The 26,040-nt window shown below is 64.2% G+C and carries 26 protein-coding genes and 4 pseudogenes; 18 read left to right on the top strand and 12 right to left on the bottom strand.

Annotated features, from left to right (window positions below; translation table 11 throughout):
- Nucleotides 1–7 precede the first annotated feature (7 nt).
- Nucleotides 8–757 carry an SDR family NAD(P)-dependent oxidoreductase gene (locus ACYCO6_RS08455; protein ID WP_459773480.1) on the bottom strand — a complete coding sequence of 250 codons (750 nt, stop codon included), beginning with the start codon at nt 755–757 and terminating at the stop codon, nt 8–10.
- A 225-nt stretch (nt 758–982) separates the two neighbouring features.
- Nucleotides 983–1,879, bottom strand: a complete 897-nt coding sequence (locus ACYCO6_RS08450; protein ID WP_459771034.1) for a LysR substrate-binding domain-containing protein — start codon at nt 1,877–1,879, stop codon at nt 983–985.
- A 213-nt stretch (nt 1,880–2,092) separates the two neighbouring features.
- Here ACYCO6_RS08450 and ACYCO6_RS08445 point away from each other — a divergent pair.
- The 3 genes and pseudogenes from ACYCO6_RS08445 to ACYCO6_RS08435 all read left to right on the top strand — a co-directional run.
- Nucleotides 2,093–2,356, top strand: a pseudogene (locus tag ACYCO6_RS08445) (hypothetical protein); the annotation flags it as partial.
- A gap of 61 nt (nt 2,357–2,417) precedes the next feature.
- Entirely contained in the window at nt 2,418–2,804 is a 387-nt protein-coding gene (locus tag ACYCO6_RS08440; RefSeq protein WP_459771031.1) for a hypothetical protein, read from the top strand.
- 32 nt (nt 2,805–2,836) lie between these two features.
- A pseudogene (locus ACYCO6_RS08435) lies at nt 2,837–3,031 on the top strand (transketolase-like TK C-terminal-containing protein); the annotation flags it as partial.
- A gap of 39 nt (nt 3,032–3,070) precedes the next feature.
- Here ACYCO6_RS08435 and ACYCO6_RS08430 read toward each other — a convergent pair.
- Complete coding sequence (locus ACYCO6_RS08430; RefSeq protein WP_459771029.1) at nt 3,071–3,235, bottom strand: hypothetical protein; 165 nt, start codon at nt 3,233–3,235, stop codon at nt 3,071–3,073.
- 735 nt (nt 3,236–3,970) lie between these two features.
- Complete coding sequence (locus ACYCO6_RS08425) at nt 3,971–4,216, bottom strand: DUF6894 family protein (protein WP_459771027.1); 246 nt, start codon at nt 4,214–4,216, stop codon at nt 3,971–3,973.
- A 476-nt stretch (nt 4,217–4,692) separates the two neighbouring features.
- Here ACYCO6_RS08425 and ACYCO6_RS08420 point away from each other — a divergent pair, with 476 nt between their 5' ends.
- Nucleotides 4,693–5,031 carry a hypothetical protein gene (locus ACYCO6_RS08420; protein WP_459771025.1) on the top strand — a complete coding sequence of 113 codons (339 nt, stop codon included), beginning with the start codon at nt 4,693–4,695 and terminating at the stop codon, nt 5,029–5,031.
- Nucleotides 5,032–5,379: 348 nt separating this feature from the next.
- Here ACYCO6_RS08420 and ACYCO6_RS08415 read toward each other — a convergent pair whose 3' ends face one another.
- A complete protein-coding gene (locus ACYCO6_RS08415) occupies nt 5,380–5,580 on the bottom strand; it encodes a hypothetical protein (protein WP_459771023.1) in 201 nt (66 codons plus the stop codon).
- 1,663 nt (nt 5,581–7,243) lie between these two features.
- Nucleotides 7,244–7,498, bottom strand: a pseudogene (locus ACYCO6_RS08410) (helix-turn-helix domain-containing protein); the annotation flags it as partial.
- A gap of 510 nt (nt 7,499–8,008) precedes the next feature.
- Between ACYCO6_RS08410 and ACYCO6_RS08405 the strand changes: the two are divergent.
- From ACYCO6_RS08405 to ACYCO6_RS08360, 10 genes are all read left to right on the top strand, one after another.
- Nucleotides 8,009–8,143 (top strand): hypothetical protein, encoded by a 135-nt coding sequence (locus tag ACYCO6_RS08405; protein ID WP_459771021.1) that lies wholly within the window; start codon nt 8,009–8,011, stop codon nt 8,141–8,143.
- A gap of 992 nt (nt 8,144–9,135) precedes the next feature.
- Nucleotides 9,136–9,942 (top strand): DUF2189 domain-containing protein, encoded by an 807-nt coding sequence (locus tag ACYCO6_RS08400; protein ID WP_459771019.1) that lies wholly within the window; start codon nt 9,136–9,138, stop codon nt 9,940–9,942.
- Nucleotides 9,943–10,009: 67 nt separating this feature from the next.
- Complete coding sequence (locus tag ACYCO6_RS08395) at nt 10,010–10,852, top strand: cytochrome c oxidase subunit II (RefSeq protein WP_459771016.1); 843 nt, start codon at nt 10,010–10,012, stop codon at nt 10,850–10,852.
- Nucleotides 10,853–10,863: 11 nt separating this feature from the next.
- On the top strand, nt 10,864–12,633 hold the full coding sequence (locus ACYCO6_RS08390; protein ID WP_459771014.1) for a cbb3-type cytochrome c oxidase subunit I: 1,770 nt from the start codon (nt 10,864–10,866) through the stop codon (nt 12,631–12,633).
- Complete coding sequence (locus ACYCO6_RS08385) at nt 12,630–13,328, top strand: cytochrome c oxidase subunit 3 (protein WP_459771012.1); 699 nt, start codon at nt 12,630–12,632, stop codon at nt 13,326–13,328. Before ACYCO6_RS08390 ends, ACYCO6_RS08385 begins: the two co-directional genes overlap by 4 nt.
- A gap of 16 nt (nt 13,329–13,344) precedes the next feature.
- Entirely contained in the window at nt 13,345–14,067 is a 723-nt protein-coding gene (locus ACYCO6_RS08380) for a heme-copper oxidase subunit III family protein (protein ID WP_459771010.1), read from the top strand.
- Between the two features lie 9 nt (nt 14,068–14,076).
- Nucleotides 14,077–14,406 carry a cytochrome C oxidase subunit IV family protein gene (locus ACYCO6_RS08375; RefSeq protein WP_459771008.1) on the top strand — a complete coding sequence of 110 codons (330 nt, stop codon included), beginning with the start codon at nt 14,077–14,079 and terminating at the stop codon, nt 14,404–14,406.
- Nucleotides 14,407–15,094: 688 nt separating this feature from the next.
- Nucleotides 15,095–15,346, top strand: a complete 252-nt coding sequence (locus ACYCO6_RS08370) for a DDE-type integrase/transposase/recombinase (protein ID WP_459773479.1) — start codon at nt 15,095–15,097, stop codon at nt 15,344–15,346.
- Nucleotides 15,343–15,516: a hypothetical protein gene (locus ACYCO6_RS08365; RefSeq protein ID WP_459771005.1), complete on the top strand. Its 174-nt coding sequence runs from the start codon at nt 15,343–15,345 to the stop codon at nt 15,514–15,516. The genes ACYCO6_RS08370 and ACYCO6_RS08365 overlap by 4 nt, the downstream gene beginning before the upstream one ends.
- A gap of 199 nt (nt 15,517–15,715) precedes the next feature.
- Nucleotides 15,716–16,147: a CBS domain-containing protein gene (locus tag ACYCO6_RS08360; protein ID WP_459771003.1), complete on the top strand. Its 432-nt coding sequence runs from the start codon at nt 15,716–15,718 to the stop codon at nt 16,145–16,147.
- 84 nt (nt 16,148–16,231) lie between these two features.
- Here the strand turns inward: ACYCO6_RS08360 and istB are convergent, their stop codons facing one another.
- Both istB and istA read right to left on the bottom strand, forming a co-directional pair.
- Nucleotides 16,232–17,101: an IS21-like element helper ATPase IstB gene (gene istB / locus ACYCO6_RS08355; protein ID WP_459761956.1), complete on the bottom strand. Its 870-nt coding sequence runs from the start codon at nt 17,099–17,101 to the stop codon at nt 16,232–16,234.
- Complete coding sequence (gene istA / locus ACYCO6_RS08350) at nt 17,098–18,363, bottom strand: IS21 family transposase (RefSeq protein ID WP_459761958.1); 1,266 nt, start codon at nt 18,361–18,363, stop codon at nt 17,098–17,100. The genes istB and istA overlap by 4 nt, the downstream gene beginning before the upstream one ends.
- A gap of 684 nt (nt 18,364–19,047) precedes the next feature.
- Here istA and ACYCO6_RS08345 point away from each other — a divergent pair.
- The gene (locus tag ACYCO6_RS08345; RefSeq protein WP_459771001.1) at nt 19,048–19,317 is read left to right on the top strand and encodes a hypothetical protein; all 270 of its coding nucleotides are present in this window, start codon (nt 19,048–19,050) and stop codon (nt 19,315–19,317) included.
- 15 nt (nt 19,318–19,332) lie between these two features.
- A complete protein-coding gene (locus ACYCO6_RS08340) occupies nt 19,333–19,482 on the top strand; it encodes a hypothetical protein (protein ID WP_459770999.1) in 150 nt (49 codons plus the stop codon).
- Nucleotides 19,483–19,500: 18 nt separating this feature from the next.
- On the opposite strand, the gene ACYCO6_RS08335 is transcribed toward ACYCO6_RS08340, so the two are convergent.
- Nucleotides 19,501–19,689, bottom strand: coding sequence for a zinc-ribbon domain-containing protein (locus tag ACYCO6_RS08335; RefSeq protein ID WP_459770996.1), 189 nt, complete (start codon nt 19,687–19,689; stop codon nt 19,501–19,503).
- Nucleotides 19,690–19,993: 304 nt separating this feature from the next.
- On the opposite strand from ACYCO6_RS08335, the gene ACYCO6_RS08330 reads away from it, so the two are divergent.
- Complete coding sequence (locus tag ACYCO6_RS08330; protein WP_459770994.1) at nt 19,994–20,131, top strand: hypothetical protein; 138 nt, start codon at nt 19,994–19,996, stop codon at nt 20,129–20,131.
- A gap of 160 nt (nt 20,132–20,291) precedes the next feature.
- Here the strand turns inward: ACYCO6_RS08330 and ACYCO6_RS08325 are convergent, their stop codons facing one another.
- Nucleotides 20,292–20,759 carry a hypothetical protein gene (locus ACYCO6_RS08325; protein WP_459770993.1) on the bottom strand — a complete coding sequence of 156 codons (468 nt, stop codon included), beginning with the start codon at nt 20,757–20,759 and terminating at the stop codon, nt 20,292–20,294.
- Nucleotides 20,760–21,753: 994 nt separating this feature from the next.
- The gene (locus ACYCO6_RS08320; protein WP_459770992.1) at nt 21,754–22,086 is read right to left on the bottom strand and encodes a Ros/MucR family transcriptional regulator; all 333 of its coding nucleotides are present in this window, start codon (nt 22,084–22,086) and stop codon (nt 21,754–21,756) included.
- A 330-nt stretch (nt 22,087–22,416) separates the two neighbouring features.
- Here ACYCO6_RS08320 and ACYCO6_RS08315 point away from each other — a divergent pair, with 330 nt between their 5' ends.
- The gene (locus tag ACYCO6_RS08315) at nt 22,417–24,003 is read left to right on the top strand and encodes an IS66 family transposase (RefSeq protein ID WP_459761926.1); all 1,587 of its coding nucleotides are present in this window, start codon (nt 22,417–22,419) and stop codon (nt 24,001–24,003) included.
- Between the two features lie 552 nt (nt 24,004–24,555).
- On the opposite strand, the pseudogene ACYCO6_RS08310 reads toward ACYCO6_RS08315, so the two are convergent.
- A pseudogene (locus tag ACYCO6_RS08310) lies at nt 24,556–25,497 on the bottom strand (IS630 family transposase).
- Between the last annotated feature and the right edge of the window lie 543 nt (nt 25,498–26,040).

Raw genomic sequence — 26,040 nt, 5'->3', positions numbered from 1 at the left:
CTCCTTCTCAGTGGATGAGCATGCCGCCGTTCACATCGACCACCGCTCCGGTGATGTACGCGGACAGGTCGCATGCGAGGAACAGGCAGGCGTTGGCGACATCGTCCGCCACCCCGAGGCGCCCGAGCGGGATACCCTTGGCGATCTCGGCCTTGAGCTCGGGCGTGAGCTTACCGCCGGTGATGTCGGTCTGGATCAGGCCCGGCGTGACGGAATTCACCCGGATGTTGTCGGGGCCGAGCTCGCGCGCCATTGCCTTCTGAAGGCCGAGCACGCCGGCTTTTGCTGCGGAGTAGTGCGGACCGCCGAAGATACCCCCGCCGCGCTGGGCAGAAACCGACGACATACAGACGATTGAGCCGGAGCTCTGCTTGCGCATGGCAGGGATCACCGCCTGGCTCATGTAGAGCGTGCCGCGCAGGTTCACGTCGGTGACCGCGTCGTAGTTCTCCGGCCCGATCTCCATGATCCTGAGCGGCTGGGTGATGCCGGCATTGTTGACGAGCACGTCGATGCGCCCGAGGCGTTCGAGGATCGTATCAGCGGCTTTCTGACAGGGGGCCTTGTCGGTGACGTTGCATGCGAGGCCGAGATGACCTGCACCGAGATCGGCCGCGGCGGTTTCGGCTTGACCGGCGTCGAGATCGAGGATGACGATACGGGCGCCGTGCTCGGCGAATAGCCGCGCCGTCGCTTTGCCGATGCCGCGGGCGGAGGCCGCCCCGGTGATCACGCAGACCTTGTTATCGAGAAGCATGGATAAACCCTCCCTGCAGGCTGGACGGTGCAGTTTTTTGCAATGGGAGGTGAGAATCGGGGCTGGCACAAAGCCGGCTCGCGCTGTTGAGCTGCGGCGCGCGAGCGGCGCCGGCATCCCTTGGTCGTTTCCTCACGTCCTATCGTTGGCAGAATAGTGCCAAGGGACAGGGAGGCGAACAAACGCTAATTTTGCATCAAAACATGACTGAGAGTCACCTGTCCCCTATGCGAAATCCAAGCTCGGCGCTATCGACAGTTCTTCAGCAATCCAACGCGCAAATATTTTCAGCGGCAAACACCGCCGGGCCGACGGTGGATAGACGAGATGATGGCCGACATAGCGGACGTCTTCTGAACGACCGGCGAGAGGCGCGACTAGACGGCCGGTGGAAAGTTCTCGTTCTGCGAGCAGAGTCGATTCCAGTGCGACGCCGAGACCGTCAGCGGCACCTGCAAGGGCTAGAAAGCTGCGATCGAAACGGAGAGATGGCGTGGCTGGCGCAGTGAGGCCGTTTTGATCGAACCAGTGATGCCAGCGTACTAGCTTTGTATCGCTTTGAATCAGCGGCTGCTTAAACAGATCGGCGGGTTCAGAGATCTGTCTGGCGCGATCAGGATCGCATAGTGGTGTTACTGTCTCTAAACCGAGTGGCATTCGCAGTAGACCCTCGCCACGGGGCTGTCCGTAGACAATGTCAGCATCAAATTCGTCGTTGGTGAAGCGCGCGTAGTCCATGCCGGCGGCCAGCCGCACCTCCATGCCGGGCCGCTCACGCAGGAACCGAGCGAGCCTGGGGGTGAGCCACTGCGCGGCAAAACTCGGCGCGCAGTGCAGCCGCAGCACCTGGGAGCCGCGGGTCGAGATCATATCGAATCCACGGTTCAGCTCAGCGAAAGCCCGACTGACGTGATCGAACAACACCTCGCCAGCTACTGTCGGCGCGATACCTTGCCCAGCGCGCTCGAAGAGGGGTACGCCAAGTGATTCCTCCAACCTGTTCATGGCGTGGCTGACCGCACTGGCCGAGAGGTTCAGCTCACCGGCGGCCTCTTTGAACGATCGACGACGGGCTGCTGCCTCAAAAATCCGGATTGCAGACAGGGGAAGGGATGCAGGCATTATCACCTTTCAGTCCTGGCGTGCATTCTTTGCGCCTAGTCACCCTTACCAGAGCGGACTCCGGCGTCGACGTTTGTTGCGCCATGCAGGGGTGGCCCGAGGCTTTCGAGGCAACGCCGCAGGTAATTTTAGGGCCGGTGAGCACTCAGTCCAACCAAGACCGGCAATGGAGCATAGAACACCGGTGAAGCTGACGCGGTCCTTGCGAAGCGGGTGGCCACCGCGCCCCGCTTCTTCAGCCGCATCCAGGCGCGCCCGAGCATCGAGGTCTCCGCGGAGAACGTCGGCGCGCTCACCGACACGGTCCCCGAGCTGTTCTCGGGCGCCCCCGGCCTGGAGGGACCGACGAAGCACAAGGGTGACCTCCACGCCTTCACGGCGCAGGACCGCTCCGGCCGCTACCTGCATTATGGCATCCGCGAGCACGCGATGGCTTTGATGATGAACGGCATCGCGGCCCATCGTGGGCTGGTGCCGGTGGGCGCCATCGACCCGTCTTTTCCGACTACATCGGCCGTCGCTGCGCATTGCGGCGCTGATGAACCTGCCGTTCATCACCGTCTACAGTCACGATTCGACCGACGTCGGCCCCAACGGCCCTACATATCAGCGGGTGGAGTACCACGCCGCACTGCGGGCGGTCCCCAATATACTGGTGCTTCGCCCAGTCGACGTAGTGAGACGGCCGAATGCTGGAGATGGCTCTCGCCAACCGGAGCAGCCCGATCTCCCTGATCTGCTCGTGGCAGGCTCTGCCGGCCCTCAGGCTCCGGGCAGTGGCGGGGATTGCTGCGCGCGCGATGTTTACTTGCTGGCGGAGGCCGAGGGGGTGCGGCGGGTGACGCTGATCGGGACCGGATCGGAGGTGGCGCTGGCGCTCGCCGCCTGCAACTGGTTTCGGGTGAAGGGAGACCCCCTGCGGTGACCTCCATGCCGTCCTGAGAAGCCTACGCCGCGCAGGACGCGGAGTATCGCCGCAGCGTCATCCGGCAGTGCACCATTCGCGTCACGGTCGAGGCCGCGTTGCGCTGCGGCTGGGACCGCTGGATCGGCGAGGCCGGTTGGTTCGTCGGCTTGACCGGCTTCTGGACCTCCGACGCACCGGAGGACCTTCTCCGCCAGTTCGACATCACCGCCAAGGCGGTGGTTTAGGTTACACGGACGCGCGTGCGCTAAGGCGCGTCGGGCCGTTCAGATCATGCCAGCGCTGCCGGTGCGCACGATCCGCTCGCGCTGCTCGGCATAGCGGCCTGCGGCGGCGCGGCGTACCGCGACGCTGAGGCGTCCCACGATCTGCGCGAGAAGCGGCGCGGGGCTCTCCGAACGGAAGCCGACGAGGTTCGCGAGGGTGGTCATCGTGACGATCCCGATTATGCCCGGACGGAGCGCCCGGCTTGCTGCGGCGCAATATGTGCACTCTTGCGCGGGCGGGTGAGAGGCACCGTGTGCAGCCTGTCATGCAGCGAAAACATGCGATGGGTGTAAAACGTCAACTGAATCGTAATCGGATGCCGGCCTTCGGCTGTGGCGAAGAGTGCACCCTAGTTAGCGGAGCCGCGTAAGAATTCCAGCCGTTCGCGCATTGATGTACGCGCTCATCCATTGCTTTAAGCTCTATGTGGAAAGTTTCCGTGCGCCTGAAAACAGGGTCTACACCGCAGGCGAGGCGCAGAAGTATGATTTCGACGCTAACCCGATATTTAATGTCGCGAATTGTGCTCACAGTTCGTTGTCAGATGATTTAAGACAATTTGGGACGCTCGGGGACGGAGGCTCTGGTCCACCTGGGGTCAGAGTGCGATGGGCGGATCACGCAAGGTGTTCGTGGCGTGCTATCGTCGGTACGCGGCTGCGAACACGACGCGCCTGCTGGCGCGACCCGCTGCTTGCGCCTGCACAGGGGCGAGTCGGCCGCGCGTGATCTCACCGCGGGCCGGCTGCAGATATGGGGCATGCTACCCGGCATGTGTCGAGGTGGCCCCAGGCCACCCTAGAACTGCGGCCGCTTCATCAACGCAGCCAAAGTGCTGCCCATGCTTCGGATGGGCGCCAGAAGCACTCAATGGCGCTGTGCCCGCCGAACCGAGGAAGTCACGCAGCCTGGTTCAGCTCACCCGCATGAGCCGTGAACGGCTGCACCAGCACGCGTCGACCACTGAGACTGTGCGCGCTGACGTGCCACTTCGACCAGTCCTCACCGCCGTCCAGGCTGCGCATGACATTCTGCGCCACCTGCTCAGCCCGGTGTGAAAGGCGTTCCGGCGTGCGGATGTCGTCACCGACAGCGTCGAACACGCACTCCAGTCCGTCGGTGCAGTGGAAGCGGTAGCGGGCCATCTGCGCTTGTTCCTCCTCGCCGGCAGCCTCGGAGAACGCCTCAGTTCGCGTTCCATTCTTGTCCGGGCCGGGCAGTGGAAAAGAGCAAGGCGTTGCACGGCTGCTCAGACACTTACACCCAGCTTTGACCCGGCGCGTCTGTTGGGAATGGGCTAGTCACAGCGACGCGGCCATGTCCTCCGACACGACGAGAGTTGCGCTGTCCGTCGGGGGAGCGCCGGCAGTCGAGCCGAATTCTGTCCCGAGGTTGAGAATAAGGAGCTTTGTCGTGGAAATCGACGATCTGTATGGCGCCCCGTTCACACACGCCGCACGGCTAACACGGTAGAGGCTCGCGAAACCGGCTATTCCGGTTGGGCGGACCGCGCAGATTGAGCCGCAGTATTCCCTGTATAAGTTTCGGTGTTGCCATAGGGTCATCGCCATCGCCCGGATAGGCACTTCAACTCTGTCCCCAAGCGAGGGAGGAATTGCTCATGCACCGGCGTGCCGCCGTTATCCTGTTGGCCGCGATTGCACTATCCGCCTGCCAGTCCGATATGCCGGCCGTTCAGCAGGTCATGCTCTCGCCAGAGGACATCGGCCGCCTCAGAGGTGACCGTGACGCAGGGCGCATCTCATACGCCGAATGGGCGGTACGCACCGGCGCAGCCGCGCGCGCGGGCATGCAGTTGAGCCCGGCAGAGGAGGAGGCAATTCAGCACCGTCTGGAGCTTGCCCACCGCGTGGACGCGGGCTTGCTGACGCCGGAGCAGTTCGAGGCTGAGAGTGCCCTGGCCCTTCAGCGCGTTAAGGCCAGCAAGACGAACGGTTGAGCGACCGTATGCTTTTCCAGTGATGATCTTACATTGGGCCGTCTGCACCTCGATCTGTCGCAGCATCGGCATTACCTGCTCCGCGCGCGACTTTTGTCCTCGCTTCATCCCCACCTCTGGTCCCGGCTGATCCTCTCAACCAGCCCGGTCCAAAGCCGGCCGGTCAGGTCACAGCACCGCTAGGGACAGGGCTGGGCGCAGGCTTTGGAACCGGCGGGTCTCTGGGTGTGGGCTTAGGCTTGATCGGCGGCGGCTCGCCGGGCGTCGGCAGATCAGGACCACCCGAATCAAAGGTTTCAGGCTTGACCATCATACAATCACTTCCGCTGCGCAGGAGACGGCTGGCATTCACGCCGTCGAGCTGCCGCTGATCATCGTATTCTTCCAGCGCTCGCCGGACAGCCGTGCGGCTGTCGTGGTCGCGAACGCGTAGGGCGAGTGTGCCAAGCACTGCCCGTCCGGCGAATGGATGATCCAGTCGTAGCAGCCGGCACTCGTGGTGCTTGGAACGACGGCGACGCTGCAGCCTCGATCCGGTGCCGGGCGCATCGGGACCTCCTGCTGCCTGCTGCTACCGGCGGACGCCCGGATGGGTCGGTGCGCCGGGGAGCCGATCAGGGACGATTTCCGGCGTCGGCGGCTCGTCTATGTCGGGATCCGGGCCCGGCACGCGCGGCCCCGTCGGACCTGTATCGGGATCGTCCTCCGGCTCGTCTCCTGGTAGCGGCGGGTATGGCGGTGGTGTTCGGCCCGGGTTGGACGGGTTCGGGATACCGGGGTCAGCTGCAAGCCACATCAAACGGGCATTACTCGGTGCGTGTATGATTGCCTGTCGCCGCGTGCTGTCCCGTCCCGCACGGTGCGGTGGCGAGGCGCGGCGTCGCAAGGGTTCACTTCGGTCGAACCGAAGTGTCCCCTCCTGGCGTGCCTGGTGGCTTGATGACCCGCGTGCTTTCCGGGTTCGGCTCCGGCGGTTTTGCGCCGATCCCGGGGTCCGGGTCCCCCCTCGGCCGCAGGACACCTTCGCTGGTCTCAAGCTTGTCGCTGAGATTTTGGCCATTGCCACTGTCCGTAAGTGTGCCACTGCCGCTCTGCCCTCGAGGTGGGGTGGCTGGTTCCTGCGCCCAGGCCGGAGCGCCCGCTAAGCCAGCGAGGAGGAGGGCTGGCGCAATCTGCCTCCGCGCCGGCATTTAGGCTGGCCTCCCGCCTTGTTTGCCGCCGAAAGCTGCGCGCTCAGTTCCCGCCTTGCTCATGCCCTCGCTGAGCCGATCCTGCTTCTCGGGATGGGGGGCGGCAGACTTTGTCCGATCCGTGGTCTCAGTCAGCTTCGGTGCTTGACCGCTTCCGGCCTCATCCATGCCTTGGCTGACCCCGTCGCTTCCGTGCTGGCGTGCCATTCGACCCTCCACGTGTGATGGGCGGCATCAGCTTGCGATGCCAAGACCTGACGGCGCCAGCCTCACGGCCGCAGCTCCGCCGGTTCCGAGATGCGGCCCCATGCTGGCTGGAGCTCGTCTGGCGGGTGTGCGAGCGGGTGCTGGCAGCCAAAGTGCCTACAGCTCGTCCCGCTCGGACGTGAGTGCCTCGACCGGCAGAATGGGGAGAGGCGCACGTACTCCGCCGCAAAGCCCAGTGTCGGTCAGTGCCCCTTCAGCGCTGAGGTGAACGCGTCTGAGGCCCTCAAGCCCTCTCGCGGCGCGTCCTCACACGCTCGGTGTGCGTGATAGCTCCGCTCCAGTGCCATGACCCTCCCGCGTGCCAAGAAGGTGCGGAGCTGGGCGGAATGCAGCTCTGCCTCGTGCCGAGCACCGCCCTTTTGTGTCGCGGGTGGGTGGCTCTCGAGATGCTCTACAGTCCCGATCGTGCGGTCGAGTGCGCGCCTTGCGTTCTCCAGGTCGGAGTGCATGGCCTCTCTCCTGAAATAATAGGGCACATGAACGCTCCTCAGGCCGGATTGGCTCCGGAATGTCCGACAACCCTGATGGAGCCGGCATGCTCCTCACGCATGTACCCGCCTGTCGGTGTCGGCCAGCGCAAGGCGGCGGACCCCGACGGCCTGAGCCGTGCAGCAGAAGGCCAGCCCTGATCGCTCAGAGCTGGCTTCAAGCTTCAGGCAGCCCTCAGTACCCGTAGTCGCGATAGCCGTAGGGCCGGCCGTAACCGCGGCCGTAGCTGCTCAAGCGGTATCCGTCGTCATAGCCGCGGCGATAGCCTCGTGCAGGTAGATGCCGGGCTGCGCCTCGTAGAGGAAGAGGATGAGGTCGGCATGAGCCTCGATCCGGTACGAGCGCTGATCGCCGCCCATGGGCTTGGGTGCGACGTGGCCCGCCTGAGCGAACTGTCCACACCAGCAGCTCGCACGAGCCAAGCTCACCCCAAAACGCTCGGCCGCTTGATGTCGCGACGCGCCGGCCTCGACGGCACGGACCACGCGCTGGCGCAGATCGACGGACAGGGCTGAGGACATCGGCGCTCTCCTTCGCCGACCAACCCCTCATCACCACGTTCGTTTCAGCCCGCTTGGATGACGCTCTAGCGCAGCGCTTCGGCATCCCTGCTCTATCAGATTGTAAGACGCGCCGTCGCAACCGAGTGGCAGCTTCGGGCCTGCCGCTTCAGCTCGCGGCTGCGCGCGGTGAGGAAGCGGGCCGAAGGTGACTAGGCCAAGCTCATGAGCTTAAGTATTCCAGCGTGTGCCGCATAGGTTTTCAAGGTTTATTTCGCGGTCTGCCAAGACATTGGCGCAAATTTGGTATAGAATGTACCTGCCTTCGCGCGAAAGGGCGCGAGTTCGATGCGGCGGCGCGTCAATGGGCGCGCAGGATTGGGCTCTCACTGGAATTGGAGAGCTGGCTGCCTCGCTCTGCCGGGTTGCGTGGGTGACGTCGCAGGGGTGACGGTAAACCGCGGACATGACCGAGACGAGGACTACGGCGCGGTGGATGCTCGCCGCATCGAGAGTCATAGGAGACGCGCGATGCCGATCACCGTAGGTGTTCAAGGGCTCGAAGGCGTGCCGGACATGGCAGTTCTCGTCGGCATGCTTGGCCTCATCGCGTGCTTCGTTGGCTTAGTCTCGATCCTTTGGAGCGTGAATCATCCCTCAAGATAGGAGGCCCGTGATGCCGATCGCGTTAAGCGTCCGAGAGCTCGTAGGCGTGTCCGACTGGATCGTGTTCGTCCTTATGCTCGTGCTAATCGGGCTCGATCAGGTTCGCCGCGGGCACGGCCACAGTCATGTGGCGCGTCACCCAACCCTCAACTCCGATTGAGGCGCCCGACGGAGTGGTGTCAACGGGAACGGAGGTCTGGTTCTCAGTCGTTCTATGTGGCGGGGAAAGAGCGGGAGCCTTCGTGATGCTCGCGGTCTCGGACTGCGGTGAATGCCGTCCCGATCCGTCGAGTGATGTTTGATGCAATAGATCCAGTGGTCAAAATCTAACACTTAGGTCTGCTCATTGGCACGCTAAGCTGTCGATCATGCTGGCCGGAGGGCAGATGCAAGTGTCAGGTTCGTAACACTAGGTTAAGGATCTCATTTTTTTCTCGGAGAGGCTATGTCTTCGGTTGGCTTCGTTGCAAGATTTGTAGCTCGGTCGGAGCGGTGAATTTGATCGAATTGAGCGGAGAGGAGCATGCTGTCGAAACGCTCGAAAACTCTGTGCCGCAGGGATACAGACACTGCCTCCGCGAGATGAATGGATCCCACAACGGCGCGCCGATTAAAACCGAACGCGCCCGCTCTGGCTGCCTCGACAAAATCGAGTCTTTTCAGATGTCGGCGTCATATTTCGATGCGGCCGCGGCGCGAGCGAACTGCCGAGATTGGGGATACAGAGAGCGCACCTGAGACCGTGGATGGTAACCGGCTGAGGAACGGCGTGGGGTAACAGCCGAACGGCAGGAGCCGAAACAAGAGATTTGATGGGTGCCGCAAAGCGTCAACAAGCAAGTGTACGGCCGCGAGCGCTCCGCAGCGCCGGGCAGGAAACTTCGAGACAGGAGGGCTATATAGTAGTATAAACTGGAAATCGCGCTTGAAAGCTTGACGGCAGTCGCGAGCTCCGTCCTGATCAAGAGCCTGTCGCGATTTGAGCCGTCCATATGGAGGGCCGTGCGATGGAAGCACTTCATACTGGGTCTCCAGATCAAGCGGCCGCACGCCAACATCTGCGCTCGCTCAGTGTCCAAGATCTCAGGCATGTCCTGGTGAAAGGAGTCGAGGATTTCGTCGCGATGCCGACGCACGCTCTGTTCCTCGTCGCCATCTACCCCGTCGCAGGAATCATCATCGCGACGGTGACATTCGAGAACGACCTTATCCCAATCCTTTTTCCGCTGGTGTCGGGCTTCGCCCTGCTCGGTCCGTTCGCGGCAATCGGGCTTTACGAGATGAGCCGCCAGCGGGAACAGGGCTTCGACCTGGCCTGGGTCCGCGCCTACGCGCCTCTCACCGGCCGATCTGCTCGGGCGATTGGGGTGGTCGGCGCCGTCCTGATGCTGCTCTTCGTCAGTTGGCTGATCGCCGCGATGGGACTGTATTGGGCCCTCTACGGCAATGCGCGCCAGGATTCGATCCTCAATTTCTTGCAAGAGGTGCTCACGACGCCGAGAGGCTGGGCGCTCATCGTGGTCGGGAACCTCGTGGGGGCCGCCTTCTCGCTGATCGCGCTGGCAGTCAGTGTCGTGTCCTTCCCGCTCATCATCGACCGCGGCACCGGTGCCGCAGAGGCGATCGATACCTCCGTCACCCTCGTCCGGGAAAACCCACGGACGATGGCCGTCTGGGGCCTCATCGTCGCGGGTCTGCTGGCTCTAGGAATGCTGCCGCTCTTCGTCGGGCTCGCGCTGGTTTTGCCGGTCCTTGGTCACGCGACGTGGCACCTCTATCGGCGGGCCGTCCTGCCCTAAGGACAGGACGCACCGGCCGGGCCGGGCGATGCCGCCCCGGTCATCAGGGCGGGCATAGGAGCTGGTCATGCCGTTCATTCTCGTGCTGATCGCCCTCGGTTCGATCGCCTTCCATCTCCTCAGCCCGTGGTGGTGGACTCCGATCGCGTCCAACTGGGGCTACATCGACACTACTCTTGTCATCACGTTCTGGATCACGGGCGCGGTCTTCACGGCCCTCGTGTTGTTCGTGGCCTATTGCCTCCTCCGATTCCGGCACCGACCCGGACAGCGGGCGGCCTACGAGCCAGAGAACCGGCGGCTCGAAGGCTGGCTGACGGCCGTCACGGCTCTCGGCGTTGCGGCGATGCTGGCTCCGGGGCTTGCCGTCTGGGCACAATTCGTGCGGGTCCCGACCATGGCTTCGGAGGTCGACGTCGTCGCCCAGCAATGGCGCTGGAGCTACCGCCTGCCCGGTGTCGACGGACGCCTCGGCGCGGCTGGGATCCAATTTGTCGGCGACGAGAACCCGCTCGGTCTCGACCCGAATGATCCGTCCGGTCGGGACGACATCATCATCGATGGGGGTGATTTGCACTTGCCGCTCGGACGGCCCGTGAAGCTGCTGCTGCGCTCGTTCGATGTCGTGCACGATTTTTACGTACCGGAATTCCGAGCCAAGATGGACATCATCCCCGGGATGGTGACCTACGTCTGGTTCACGCCAACTCGGACGGGCGAATTCGACGCGATCTGCAATGAGATCTGCGGCGTCAACCACTATGCTATGCGCGGGCGGGTCGTGGTGGATGACGAGCCCGCCTACCACGCCTGGCTCGATCAGCAAAAGACCTTCTCGACTTTCGCCTCCCGCCCGACGAAAGGCCCGCGTGATGCCAGCCTTCGCCAGCGAATGGCCGAGGAACGCTGAGGAGACGTGTCATGGCCGATACGCCCGTCGGGATCGCCGGTCCCTTTCCGGTCTCGGAACCGGACGAGGTCGAGCTGTACCACCCGCACAGCTGGCTCACGCGTTACGTCTTCAGCCAGGACGCCAAGATCATCGCTGTCCAGTACGCCGGTACGGCCTTGGGAATCGGCTTCGTCGCCCTCGTGCTATCCTGGCTGATTCGGCTCCAGCTCGGATTCCCCGGCCTCCTCCCGTTCATCGGTCCGGCTGAATACTACCAGTTCATCACCATGCATGGGATGATCATGGTGGTTTACTTGCTGACGGCCGTGTTTCTCGGTGGATTTGGTAACTACCTCATCCCGCTTATGCTCGGCGCACGGGACATGGTCTTCCCCTACGTGAATATGCTCAGCTATTGGGTGTACTTGCTTGCTGTGCTGGTGCTCGTGGCGAGCTTCTTCGCGCCAGGCGGGCCGACCGGAGCCGGCTGGACCCTCTACCCGCCGCAGGCCATCCTCTCGGGCACGCCGGGGCAGCAGTGGGGCATCGTGCTGATGCTCGTCTCGCTCATTCTGTTCATCATCGGCTTTACGATGGGCGGTGTGAACTATGTCGTGACGGTGCTGCAAGCGCGCGCACCCGGCATGACGCTGATGCGGATGCCACTTACCGTCTGGGGTATCTTTACTGCGACGGTGCTGGCGCTGCTGGCCTTCCCGGCCCTGCTCGTCGGCGCCGTGATGATGCTCCTCGACCGCCTCCTCGGCACAAGTTTCTTTATGCCCGCCATCATCGAAGCCGGGCAGCGCCTGAACTACGGGGGTGGGACGCCGATCTTATTTCAGCACCTGTTCTGGTTCTTCGGCCACCCTGAAGTCTATATTGTTGCGCTCCCTGCATTCGGTATTGTTTCCGACCTTATCAGCACTCATGCTCGTAAGAATATTTTCGGATACAGGATGATGGTCTGGGCGATCATCGCCATCGGTGCGCTCAGTTTCGTAGTCTGGGCGCACCACATGTACGTCAGTGGCATGAATCCGTATTTCGGGTTCTTCTTCGCGACCACGACGCTGATCATTGCTGTGCCGACGGCCATCAAGGTCTACAATTGGGTCTTAACGCTTTGGCGGGGCGACATCCACCTCACCGTCCCGATGCTGTTCGCTATTGCCTTCATTGTGACCTTTCTGAACGGCGGCCTCACGGGTCTGTTTCTCGGCAACGTCGTGGTCGACGTCCCGCTGTCAGACACCATGTTCGTGGTCGCCCATTTCCACATGGTGATGGGGGTCGCACCGATCCTCGTGATCTTCGGTGGGATCTACCACTGGTATCCTAAGGTGACCGGGCGGATGCTTGATGAACGACTTGGCCGGCTGCATTTCTGGGTCACATTTCTAGGGGCCTACGCGATCTTCTTCCCGATGCACTACCTTGGACTGCTTGGGGTACCACGGCGGTATTACGACATCGTTGGGCTCGGCTTCGTCCCCAGTTCGGTCGCTTCGCTCAACGCCTTCATCAGCGTCACGGCCCTCGTGGTCGGGGCCGCGCAGTTCGTGTTCCTGAGCAACCTGATCCGCAGCCTGACGCACGGCGCGCCCGCCGGCGGCAATCCTTGGCGCGCCACCACGCTGGAGTGGCAGACGCCTCAGACGCCGCCCGCGCACGGCAATTGGGGTGCGAGGCTGCCTGTCGTGTACCGCTGGCCTTACGATTACAGCGTACCCGGCGCCGAGCAGGATTTCGTGCCACAGAACCAGCCCGGCCTGGTCACGGCAGAGGCAGCGCCATGACGCTCGTCCTCGTCTACCTCGCAGCACTCGGCACCGTGGCTGCGCGCTGGCTCGCACGCCAGCAGCTGGCCGCCAAGTCCTGGGTGAGCGCGGGCCCGCCACTCGCACCAGCCCTTGGCGGGCCTGCGGACTCTGCTCGGCTAGGTCTCAAGATCTTCCTGGCCGCCGTAGGCTTGCTATTCTCACTGCTTATCGCGGCATACGACATGCGAGTGCCCGTAGGAGGAGCGCGGGTCCTCACAGACCCGCGCCTTCTCTGGCTCACAACGGCAGCCCTGGTGGTCGCGAGCGTCGCACTCCACCGGGCCGGAGGTGCTGTCCGAAATGGAGATCCGGCTGAGGCCCGCGCGGCCCTCCGCGTCGCCATGGCGGGAGGCCTCATGTTTCTCGCCGGGCAGGCTCTCGCGTGGCGACTGCTCTGGCAGGCGGGAGCTGTTCGCACCTCGGACGCTGCCGGATCCTTCTTCTGCCTGATCACGGCGCTGCACGGCCTGCACCTTGCGGGCGGCCTTGCCGCTCTTGCGAGGACCCTGCGGCGTGCGGCGGGAGCGCCGCCGCCCGTGGACCTTCGCGAAAGTATCGACCTCTGCACACTGTACTGGGACGCGCTCCTGGCGATCTGGCTCGTCGTCTTCGGCTTCCTGTTCAGGACGCCGTGGTCGGGCTTGGTCGACATCATCTGCCGTCCCGCCTGACCGTTACGAGGGCTCCATGACCGAGACCGTCCTGCGCTCTCTGCCTGATACGGAGATCCGGCCAACCCAGTGGCGGCGCCTCTCAAGCGACTGGGCAGCTGATCGGGAGGCCTTCGCGGGAGCATCTTGGCGCAAGGCCATGATGTGGATCTTCCTCCTCAGCGACACCTTCGTCTTTGCCTGCTTCCTGATCAGCTACATGACGGTCCGGATGTCGACGACAGTGCCCTGGCCGAACCCGAGCGAGGTCTTCTCGCTCGAGATCGGAGAGACCAAGCTGCCTCTACTCCTGATCGCCATCATGACCTTCGTGCTTATTTCCAGCAGCGGCACGATGGCGATGGCGGTGGCGTGCGGCTATCGGCGCGCGCGTCGGATGACGGCGCTGCTGTTGGGCGTCACCGCCCTCCTCGGTGCCACCTTCGTGGGCATGCAAGCTTTTGAGTGGACGAAGCTGATCCGCGAGGGAGTCCGTCCTTGGACGAATCCGTGGGGCGCGCACCAATTTGGCTCGACCTTCTTCATGATCACTGGGTTCCACGGCACCCACGTGACCATTGGCGTCATCATCCTGTTGATCGTCGCCCGCAAAGTGTGGCGGGGCGATTTCGACACGGGCCGGCGCGGCTTCTTCACAAGCCGGCGCGGGCGCTACGAGAACGTTGAGATCACCGGTCTCTACTGGCACTTCGTCGATCTTGTCTGGGTCTTCATTTTCGCTCTGTTCTATCTCTGGTAGGAGGACAGGATGCGTACAGCCGCAGGCGCGCACAAGGGCGAGGGACACTCAATCGGGCTCTACCTTCTCGTCTGGGGCTGGCTATTCGTGCTGAGTGCCTGCTCCTACCTTGTCGATTATTTCCACTTGGATGGCATCCTGCGCTGGTCGTTGATCCTCCTGTTCATGATCGTCAAGGCGGGGCTCATCGTGGGCGTATTCATGCACCTCGCCTGGGAGCGTTTGGCCCTCATATACACGATCCTTGTGCCGCCCACGGCGATCCTGATCTTCATCGCGATCATGACATCCGAAGCGAGCTACACGCTGCTCACCCGGGTCGCGTATTTTGGGCACTAAGCTTGTCTAGGTTATTGCGCTCTGGCAGCGCAGGTTGGTGCTTAAGTTTGAGCGGCAAAGCTTTCCCGCTACCATCACATCTCCGTTGGACAACAGGTGCGGCGCACCGGCAGGCTGAGCTTGTCGGGACCACCAGGGCGCTCGCCTCCTCGTCGGCCTAGCCGGGTGCCCCGAAGAACTGCTGAAAGGCGGCAACACACAGTGCGTTATCGCTCATTTGCAAGAAAGGCTCAGCCAAAACACGAGTGCAGCTACTGCTTCCTCGCCCCTGCCGGGGTTCCCGTTGGACGCCTGCCAGGAACGTTCCGCAGCGGCGGTTGAGGTCACTGCTTCAGCTGCTATGCCTCGATCTCAATAACATTCCGAGCAGATCGCACGGGTCATCTGGATCGGCGAGGAGGTCGAGATTTCCGTAGAACGGAAACGCCTACAGTTTGAGTCGCGAATAGCGCAAAGCGACGGAGTCGAAGATCGTGACCTGCTGCGGGTCGCTCAGGTTGATGGTGGCGGGGCCCTCCCCCTGGCGATGGGCTACGCCGAGCACCTTCTGGCCCAAGACATCAAACCGAGGACAACCTCCCGCCGCTACACCGAGGGCTCACCCGTGGGATAGGAGACCTGGGCCGAGGGCAGCTACCTGTCCGTGCGCATCACCAACTGACACCCGCGGGACTGGCTGCAGTTGGCGATGAGCTACGTGGCGACTACGGCGGGCATCACGGGCGAGGACGTGCGTGATCTGATGGTGGCGGCCGTCGAGCGTCGCTTCGGGCTGGTCGACCAGGTGCTGAGCCCGATCGAGTGGCTGACCGACAATGGCAGCTGCTATCTGGCTCGCGACACGCGCCGCTTCGCCCGCGATCTCGGTCTGATACCGAAAACGACGCCGCTGGAGAGCCCGCAGAGTAACGGCATGGCCTATGCGTTCGTGCGGACTTGAAGCGCGACTACGTGCGGGTCTCGGTCCTGCCGGGCGCCGAGAGCGTGCTGCGCCAGCTTCCCGTTTGGCCGGGGCACCACAACGACCTTCACCCTCATCGCACGCTGGGCTACCGCTCGCCGCGCGAGTTCATCGCCCGAGCAACCCAGGTGACCCTGTCCGGTCTTTAGGGGCAACAACAGGCAGCACTTTCATGCTGCACGCTCGTCCATGCTCCTGTAGAGTGTGGCCCATCTGATCTGAGTGGGTACTCCCACTCATACGGAAATTATGCGCTATGTAGAGCAACGAGCCGTTACAGGCTTGATTGATTGCCACGAGGCGCGCTGCGGGCTGACAGCGTGCATGTTTCTCCTGGGAGGGACATCCATGACTGTCGCCCATATTCTGGCCGAGAAGGGCTCCTTCGTCGTGACCGTGCAGCCCGAGCGAACCCTCGATGATGCAATCCACCTGCTCGCTGACAGGAGCATCGGCGCTTTGGTGGTCTGCGACACAGAGGGGCACGTCGCCGGCATCCTATCGGAGCGCGACATCATACACGCGTTGGCACGCCAAGGTGCAGCCGCCCTCGATGCTCCTATCTCGAGCCACATGTCCGCTAACGTGGCCACCTGCCACCGCGAGACCACCAACGGGGAGATCATGCGGCTGATGACGGATGGACGTTTTCGCCACATGCCAGTGTGCGAGAATGGTAAGCTTGTTGGCCTCGTCTCGATCGGAGATGTGGTCAAGTGTCGCCTTCCCACCTTGGAGGCCGAGCAGCGGGACATGCGCGACTACATCACCAAGGCCTGATGACCTGTGTCAACGGGCACCGAAGTCTCCGCAATTATGGGCATCGAAAATTCCCTGATCGGCGGGTTTGGTGGTCGACGGTGATCAGCCGGCGCTGTGATCGAGGGTCGCGCTCTTTGGTGGCCGGCCACGGCGGCGTGGAGGGGGCGGTGGGGTGATGAGTGCCTTCGAGCGGACGTGCTCGGGCACAAGTTCGCCATGCTGGCGCAGCCGGTAGCTCGCTCCTTCGATCTGAACGACGACGGCGTGATGAAGCAGGCGGTCCAGCAGAGCCGTGGCCACCACGGGATCGCCAAATACCTCTCCCCATTCGGCAAAGCCGCGGTTCGAGGTCAGGATCATCGCGCCCTTCTCGTAGCGCGCGTTGACGAGCTGGAAGAACAGGTTGCCCCCACCCGGAACGACGGGAAGGTACCCGATCTCGTCCACCACCAAGAGGGAGGCCCGACTGAGGTAGCGGATCCGCTCGCGCAACGCGCCGTCGCGCTCAGCTTTGGCCAGCGAAGCGATCAGATCAGCCAGCGTCGAGAACACGACGCTGCGCCCGGCCTTTACCGCCTCGACGGCAAGCGCCGTGGCGAGATGGCTCTTGCCGGTGCCGGGCGGGCCGAGGAGATGGACGACCTCGGCCCGATCGATGAAGGTCAGTTCCGCCAGCGCCATGATCCGCTCCCGGTCGAGGGAGGGCTGGAAAGCGAAGTCGAAGCCCGACAGCGTCTTGATCGTGGTCAGGCGTGCCACGAGCAGGGCGGTCTTCACCCGGCGGTTCTCGCGCAACGTCAGTTCTTCGGTCAGGATCTCGTCGAGGGCAGAGATGCCGTCGATCTCACCCTGTTCGATGCGCCGGATCGCGGCGTCGAGGACTTCCAGGGCGCGCGGCATGCGCAGGCCGACCAAGCTGCGCTTGATGCTGTCCAGGGTCGTGGTGGCATGGGAGGGGGCGGCGCGGGTCATGACCGGCCCTCGATCCCGGCGGCGAGCCGCTCGCCGACGGCCTGGTAGACCGACAGCGAGCGCCGGGCGACGTGATCGCCCCGGCAACCGATCGTCAGGCTGTCGGGATGGCCGTGCCGCATGGCCCGAGCGGCCGCGCCTTGTCGATGGTCGGGATCGACGCGGTACTGTCGCCGGCCCTCCAGGATCGGGTGGCTCGCCACGAGCCGGCCGCCGTCGAGGATACGGATCGTGTCGGGCAGCTGGTGCACCTCGACGACCCGCCGCGTCCGGTCCGGCACGCTGTAGTAGTTGCCGCCGATCGAGACGAGGCCGTCATGGCTGACGCGCCGTTCCAGCTTGAGCAGGGCATTGAAGGGCACGGCCGGCAGCGGCTGCAACTCGGGCTTCTCGGCGGCGAAGGCCTCCGAGACGATCCGCTGCGTGGTGCCGTGCAGGCGAACGTTGGCGACGGTGTCGAGCCAGACCTTGAGCTGGAGGTTCAGGTCGTCAAGGTTGCGGAATGAGCGGGCCAGGAAGAAGTCCTGGCGGATGTAGGAGAACGGCCGCTCGACCTTACCCTTGGTTTTGGCCCTGTAGGGGCGGCAGGCACGCGGCAGGAAGCCGTAGTGTTTGGCCAGCGCCAGCAGGGATCGGTTGTAGACGATGTGGCCGTCCGCTTCCTCGCCGGTGACCGCGGTCTTCATGCGGTCGTAGAGGATCTCGATCGGCACGCCGCCCATCGCGGCAAACGCCTGGATGTGACAGCGCAGCAGGGTCTGCAGGTCCTGATGCAGGACAAAGCGTGCCTCGATATGCCGGGAATGGCCGAGCACGAGCGAGAACAGCCAGACGATGCAGGTCGCGCCCGGTGTGTCCGTGAAGGAGACCTCGAAGCGGGCGAAGTCGACCTGCGCCTGCTGGCCGGCGGGCGTCTCGAAGCGAACCTCGTAGGGCTGGGCCTCGGGCGGCCGGATCGCGGCCACGAACCGCTTTACGGCGGTGTAGTCCCCCGTATAGCCGCGCTCCCGCAGCTCGCGGGTCAGGCGCACGGCGCTGAGATCAGGAAAGGCGGCGACGCGCTCGCGCAGATAGACGAGGTAGGGGGCGAGCTTGCTCGGGCGTCCGGCTTGGCGTGGACCGTAGGCGGGCGGTTCGAGGCCGCGCGCGATGTACTTGCGGACGGTCTTTGGATCGCGCCCGGTCCGGCGGGCGATGGCGGTGATCGACAGACCCTGGCGGTGCAGGTCGAGGATCATGAGGAGTTCTCCCAGCAGGACCATCCTCGTCGCTCCCGGCCGATACGCATCGGCGGGCATGATGGCGGAGGATGGATAAGCCCGGGGACGCGGGGTGCCCGCCGCGCACTCAGGCCAGGGCACCAACCAGGGAATTTTCGGTCCCCACAATCAGGGAGTATTCAACGCCCACTGACAGACCTGACCGGCTGGCTTTGGACCGGGCTGATTGAGAGGATCAGGCCGACCAGAGGAGTTGGCGAGGAGGCCCGAATTGAGATCGGCGATTTGAGCGCCTGTCATGGTTGTCACAAATGCGTACGGCCGCGTTGGACCTCCGTCCTCACTCCTGAGAGGCTTCGACGCCGTACCAGGCCTGTCCGTCACCACCCTCGAATATGACGGTGGGCGAGGCCCGCTGATCCAGCATCTCGGCCCCTGGTGGCACCCTCTGCTCACGCAGACGTTTGGCTGGCCATCCTCGACTGGAGCGAGGCCGTGCAGCGAATACCACCGTCGGGTGCGGCGTGAGGCCGGGCTGTATTGTGGCCGCAGGGCGGGGAGGCCGACCGTCACCGTCTCGATCGCCAAAACGGTCGGTGGTAATCTCGGCACCCTGCTCGCTTCGTGCGAGCTGTTGGGCGTCTGACACCACGTCTATGGCTGGCTCAAAGCCGTGGACAACCGGCTACAAGGACCCGAGACCAGCTCGTCGGCTGGAGTGCGAGCATGAACGAGGCGCACGAGATCAAATTCCGCATCCTTGCTGCAATGACAGCGATTGAACGCGAGATCGGCCACCAGCTCGGCCTAGAGCCGTCTCGCTCGCTGACCATCGCCCAGGACAACGCGATGCAGGCGAGCGCCGAGGCCGCCGTTGAAGCGTGGCAAGAGGCCAAGCGCACCCAGCCAGACCTTGAGCCGCGCTCGGACCTTGAGCGGCGGTGCGCCGAGTTCCTCGCGCTCCGCGATATCGAGACCTCGAGCCTATCGTACTAGACGGCTCGCGCTTCGATGCGTCGGACTTCCGTCGCGCTGCACGCCCCGCCCTGCCGTTATCTGACGCCGGCCAAGCGGACCGCGATCCGCGAGAACGTGCTCGCCTTCTGCGACCAGTTCGGCGCCGAGGCGCACCGGCTCGGCTGGACGACCACGAGGCGGTGAGCACGAGTCTGATGCGCACTAGGGCATGAGCCAATCTACCAGCAGAAGGTAGCCGGCAGAGATCGCCAAGGCGGCGAGGAAGGGAAGCAACCCGAACGCGATCGGCTCATCACTCGATGGCATGCTCACGCCGGTCAGGGCACCACAGTTCCGGCAGATCCGGGCCGTGGTTTCGATCGGGGCGCCGCATGTCCTGCACTTCGGCATGGCTCGAACCTGTCGGCCTGAGTACCGATGATCAGAGCATTAGAGCCGGTCTCAGAGGCTCATTCGCGGAGTGTCGTACAGCCCCACTGGCGCTATCGAGGAGGCCGATCCTGCGTGGGCGAGAAAGGAGACGCAGTCGCTCTCGCGGCGGAATGCGATCCGGATCCTGTCGGCATCGCACCAGCTCCAGACCCAATCCTCGCCGCAGACTTCGTACGCCCAAGCTCCTGCGAGACAATCGCTCGGATCCCCGGTCGGGCAGGGAGCAGCTACGGCATGCCGGTATTCCGAGAAGGGATCGAACATGGCCGAACTCCAGCAAAGGTCGAGCTTTGCTATATTTGTGCTATTTTATACAAAAGTTTCCGCAAAGTCATCAGCAGGCGATGCGCGTGACCGCGGCTACGGTCGCCTTTACGGTTACCGCGACTACGGCTACTGAGGGCCGCTCAACACAAAGCCAGCCCTGAGCGACCGGGGCTGGCTTTTTGCTGTCTTGCGATGATCTCCTGCGCCACGGTCGCGCGCTGGCCGATACTGGACGGGTGGGCGAGAGCGCCTTCTTCGCGTTGGCGGCGAACTACGGGCAGGTGTGAGGAAGCTCAATGACAGCGAACGTAGTGCATTGCAGTATTCGCGCTTGCGACCGTCTCGGACAGCTTGCCGCCCGGCTTGATGGCATACGCCACCACGATCGATGGGTCGACGTCTGAGCTGGCCTCAGCTGACTGCGAGTTGATCGCTCTGATGACCGTCCCAGTCGATGTGCCGTTCACGCGGTTGGACGAGATGTGCAACCAGTACCGGTTGGCAGGCACGTTTGCTGGCGAGCGCCGAAGCAGGTCACAAATCTGCGGCGTCTCGGCCCACATGCCGCGAAGCGCGGTCGGGAAGCTTTCTTCGCTCGCGAATGCCCCTCCCGCCATAATGATGAAGGCCATGGCGGCGAGAGCGTAGCGCATCCCGAGAGGATAGCTGCCGGGCGCATGTGTCGTGGCCGCGAAGGTGCATGGCCGGCCCGCGGCGTGAACGACCGGGTTGAACTCGCCGAAACCCTCCGGCGTCCTCATCGCCTCTGCTCCTGGGCCGCCGCCCGCCTCATCCTCACGTCTCCGTCTCGGCGTCAACCTCTCACCTGCAGGGCCAGCACGCGAGTAGTCCACCGTCTCCTCGGCATTGCGCGGCATCAGCGCGAAGATCTCCTTCGCGCCGAGGCGTCATGCTGGATTTCTGCTTTGAGGCGATGACGGTCTCGCGACTGATGAAGTAGCTCGGGCAGTCGGCGCCGCCGCCCGGAAGCCCACTCGAACGAGTTGAGAGGACGCACGTCGCCAACGGTCTCCACTTGCCCAGTCTCGGCTGTGGCGCGCACGCTCACACCGTGCATGGCTCGCCCTCCCTGCGCTGCACGCGCCCGTCTTGTGCGAGTGCGGGACAGGGAAATGCTCGAGCTTTGGCTGGAGTTGCTTGCCTGCTTGATCCATTGGCGCTCGATCGACGACCCAGTTGATCAAGATCAACGTCGTGCTGCGCAGGGGCGCTCAGGCTACGCAAGTTCAGTTGGATCGGGGAAGGCGCCTCATACTCCCCGGTGCATACTCCTCACGATGCGCTTTGGGCCGATCCACGTAAGCTGCCACGCCCGTGAAGTCCCGTGGCGGGCTGAACTCACCGCCTCGCATCGCCTGCAGTAACAGGCCTTGAGCCGCGCTTGCGGTGTCCAGCCCCCCGCCACGCCGCCCCTCACGCGACTGCCCGACCAAGACTTCACGGGCGGGGTACGGGGGAACTGTCCCGCACATGCCTGTCGCCGCGTGCCCGCCCACCGCAGCATCCTCTGGGGTCGCGAACACCTCTGGCGCGGTCGGGGGAGGCATTGCTGTAGAAGTTGCGAGCCCAGCCGTCGCCGTCCTCGCCCGCCTGCAGCAATCTCATGAACGCCAGCTCACTCGGCGGCTGCTGCCATCACCTTCCTCGGCTTGCGGGCCTTGGTTGGTTCCGCAGCGGGCTCAGCAACCTTTACGGCCGCTGGTCTTCGGCAGCTCAGCGACGGTCTCGACCGTGTTAGCGGCCTTGAGCGGATTTCCGGCGCTGCTGACCGAGCCCAGCACTCTTAGCCAACGCGGAGCACTGAGCCGAGTAGCTGGGAGCCGTCGTCGGGTAATCCCGCGGCAGGCCGAAGCGCGCCCGGTACCCCTCAATCGTCATGGCATGCCCGCTCAGGTGGCGCTTGAGCGTCTTGTATGGCCTGCCGTTCATGAAGCTGATCAGCGCGTCCGGTGTGATTGACTTCCGGATCTGCGCGGGCGTGAGTTTCTCGACCGCCGGAGCTCCGGAGGCGCCACTCTGGCCGAGCCCGGACAGTGCGGAGTAGACGCTGGAAATCAAAGCCGGCAACTCGGCGCTCGGAGTGTACCTGAACAAGCAGCCTTCCGAGCCAGCTTCACGTCCAGCTCTGGTGTCTGCAAAGGCGCCTGCGCTGGATAGGGCCATCGTCTCTAGATTTCTGATCCAAGCTCGGCAAGTGCAGCGTCGAGCATGGCTAGCTCCTCGCGGGTTCAGCGATGAAGGAGGAAGGGTATCCCGACTGCGAAGTAGCGCAGTGCTAGCGCAGCGCACCGGCAGCCCCTGCCATATCAATGACTTAGCCGTGCTCGCGCGTAACCGGGGCAGATATCCGGGCGGTGGCGTTTTGCGGTTTGGCCGTGGCGTGATTCAACACCCGGCATGGCGCTGCCGGATCCCGATGGCCTGGATGCCCTCTCGCTGAGCGAACTTCGCGGGCTGGTCGACGCCCTGATCGGTCAGGTCCGCGCCTTGACGGACGAGAACCGGGCTTTGCGCGACGAGGTCGCGCGGCTGAAGGGCTTGCCACCGCGCCCGCCGACGCGGCCAACCCCGTCCGGGATGGAGAAGGCAAGCGAGCGGGCGCAGGCCAAACCGGGCCAGCGGCGGCGTGGGCCCGTGCACGAGCGGCGCGTGATCACGCGCGAGGTGGTGCTCAAGGCTGCCGTTCCGGCGGGCTCGCGCTTCAAGGGCTTTGAGGATGTCGTGGTGCGCGACCTCGTGCTGGAGGCGGTCGTGATCCGCTACCGGCGCGAGCGCTGGTCCACGCCGTCGGGGGCGAGGGTCGTGGCCGCGCTGCCGCCCGGGATCGTCGGCGGGTTCGGGCCGCATCTGCGCCGCTTCCTCCTGGCGGCTCATGTCCAGGGGCAGGTCACGAGCGAGCGCTTGACGGCGATGCTCTCTGGGCTCGGCCTGATGATCTCCAAGCGTCAGGTGGTTCGCCTCCTGAGCGGCCGGCTCGATCCCTTTGTCGCCGAGGAGCAGGCGGTGCTGCGCGCCGGTCTCGCGAGCGCGGCCTGGATCAGCGTCGACGACACCGCCGCCCGGCATGCGCGGACTGACGGCGTGACCACGCAGATCGGCGATGCACGCTTCACCGCCTTCCGCACCACCGCGTCCAAGTCCCGCCTGAACGTCCTCGCGCTGCTGCGGGCTGGCCACGGCGACTTCGTCGTCAACGACGCGGCGCTGGCCTACATGCACACCCGCGCGCTCGCCGGTCCCTTCCTGGCGGCGCTCGCCGCCCACCCGGTCAAGGTCTTTGCCGATACCCCGGCCTGGCAGGCGCATCTCACCGCCCTCGGCTTCGATGCGCGCGCGGTCACGCCCAACCCCGTGCAGATCGCCACCGAAGGCGCGCTGTGGGGGGCGATCCGGCATCACGGCCTGATGCCCGACACGGTCGTGGTCTCCGACGGGGCCGGTCAGTTCCGGGTCGGCCTGCACGCGCTATGCTGGGTTCATGCCGAGCGCCTCGTCCACACGCTGATCCCGACGACCGCGGCTCAGCGCAAAGCTATCGCGCTCACCCGCACCCTGATCTGGTGGTTCTATGCCGACCTGAAGGCCTGGGCTCGCGCCCCTTGCCCCAGACGAGCCCGCGCCCTGCGTGCCCGCTTCGAGCGGATCTTCACACGCGCGACCGGCATGGTGATGCTCGACCGGCTGCTCGCCCGCCTGCACCAGCACAAGGCCGCCTTGCTGCGCGTGCTGGAGCGGCCCGAGATCCCGCTCCACACCAACGGCTCGGAGAACGACATCCGCGCTTGCGTGATCAAGCGGAAGATCTCCGGCGGAACGAAGAGCGAGGCCGGCCGCACCGCCCGCGACGTCATGCTCGGCCTGATGAAGACCTGCGCCAAGCTCGGCGTCTCGTTCTTCCGCTACCTCGGCGACCGCCTCGGGATCCCGGACGGTGACCCGATCCCGCACCTACCGGACCTCGTCAGAAACGCCGCAACAGGCTGACCGCCCGAGAATCTGCCCCGGCTACTGCTCGCGCTCAGATCATAATCCTTGTGTCGGGGGTTCAAATCCCTCCCTCGCTACCAATAAAATCAACGGTTTGGACCCAAAATTCGATGCGAGCTCCGGGCAGATCGGCTCCTGGGTCGCAGAGTTGATCGAAGCCGTCTGGGCGAACCGCTCCTTTGTGCAGCCCTGCAATTCCGTTCCTTCGTTATCTTCGCGGGATAGGGCCGGCAGCGCGCCGCGAGGGTGCCTCATCCTGCCCAGGCTGAAGCATCGGAGCCCGAGGTCGCCAAGCTTCGCTGTTAGTCCATCACCGCCGGACGTTTTCCGAGAGCCATCGGCGCCTTACGACGGCAAAGGGGTTCTGGGGCGCTGACTGCATGTTCCGCTTGCGTGCCGGGTTCGGGTAAGTTTTAGGACCCTTCAACGGATCACAAGCGGCTTTCTGGTGTGGCCGGGTGAGCTTCATCAAGCGGAGGCGACCAGCTTCGAGGCAAGCTCGTGTTCGTCTTCCAAATAGGTCTCTGTCGTTGCTAGAGCGCTTTCGGTTTAATCTAGTTCGTATCGTGCGGCGGCGAAGAAATTGGCGCACTCGTTGGGTGTAACAGTGTCGACGAGGCGTCCGATGGCAGACCACAGTCCCTCGACGGTTCGCTCGGCAGCTTTGCGCAGCAGTGCCTTCAGCTTCGAGAACGCCGTCTCGATAGGGTTGAAGTCGGGGCTGTAGGGCGGGAGGAACAACAGCCGTGCGCCGGCCGCCTCTATGGTGGCTTGCACGGCCGGACCCTTGTGACTGCCGAGGTTGTCCATGACGACAATGTCACCGGGAACAAGCTCGGGCACGAGCACGCGCTCGACGTAAGTCTGGAAGGCGTCGCGGTTGATCGGCCCATCGAGCACGAAGGGCGCGGCGATCCCGGACAGGCGCAAGCCCGCCACCAGCGTCGTCGTCTTCCAATGGCCATGCGGCACGGGCGAGCGCAGCCGCTCGGCGCGGGGAGACCGTCCGCGCCGGCGGGCCATGTTGGTCGAGGTCCAGGTCTCGTCGAGGAATACGAGGCACGCAGGATCGCGATCAAGCTGGCCCGCGAACCAGGCCTCGCGCGCAGCTTTCACGTCCGGGCGAATTTGCTCTGCGGCGCGAGCTGTCTTTTTTGAGGTGAGGTCGCGCGCGTCGAGGAAGCTTCACAGGGTGCCGAGCCCGACAGTCAGATCGTGCTCGTCCCGAAGCCGGGCGCGCATCTCCTCCAAGGTGATGTCGTCTTTCTTGTCGATCAGGCCGCGCAGCAACGCCTCGTGCGGATCGAGCTTCGAGCGGCGCGCCCGTCCTTGCGGACGGGCGGCCACCGTCCCGGTCGTCGTGAGCGCGGCCATCCAGCGGATCGAGGTGGCGATACCGACCTTAAACCACGCGGCCGCCTGCCGGCGCGAGGTCGTTGCCGCGGCTTCCACCACCCGCTCGCGCAGATCCTGGCTGTAGGGTCGTCCCATCCGCCGCTCCTTCCCCAGAGCGATCAGTGAATCAGCCCGTCGCCTCTCCGTGAACCCCACCTCTTCGACTCAGCGCAAACCGAAAACGCTCTAAGGGCTTGAAGGACATCGCCCTGCGCACCTTCCGCGATGTCGGGGAGAACCGGATTATGCGGGTGTCGGCCGGCATCACCTTCTTCGCGCTGTTCGCAATCTGCCCAGCTGTGGCTGCTTTGGTGTCCGTCTACGGCCTCGTGGCAGATGCCGCGACGATCAACGACCAACTCGCCAGCTGCTGCCCTTCCAGGGCCTGCAAGCCTATCCCGACACAGCCGCAAGCCCACACAGGTGACAGCCACCTAACCCAGCCACGGCACCATACCGTCGGGCCACGTTGCGTATCGGCCCACGCTGGTGAGATCGGACGCTCCCCCGCCGCGTGATCGGATCGAGGCGGGGCCGAGCGGCCGGTCCGCGGCAAAGGGATACAAGCATGCCGATCGGGAGAGAGCGGGTTCTGTCGAACGAGGCCCTCGAACGAGCCTGCGGGGCGGTAAAGCCGAA

The organism is Methylobacterium sp. CM6257 (genome assembly GCF_054611515.1).
The sequence above is the reverse complement of the archived record's forward strand: the minus strand, read 5'-3'. Positions and strand labels throughout refer to the sequence as shown.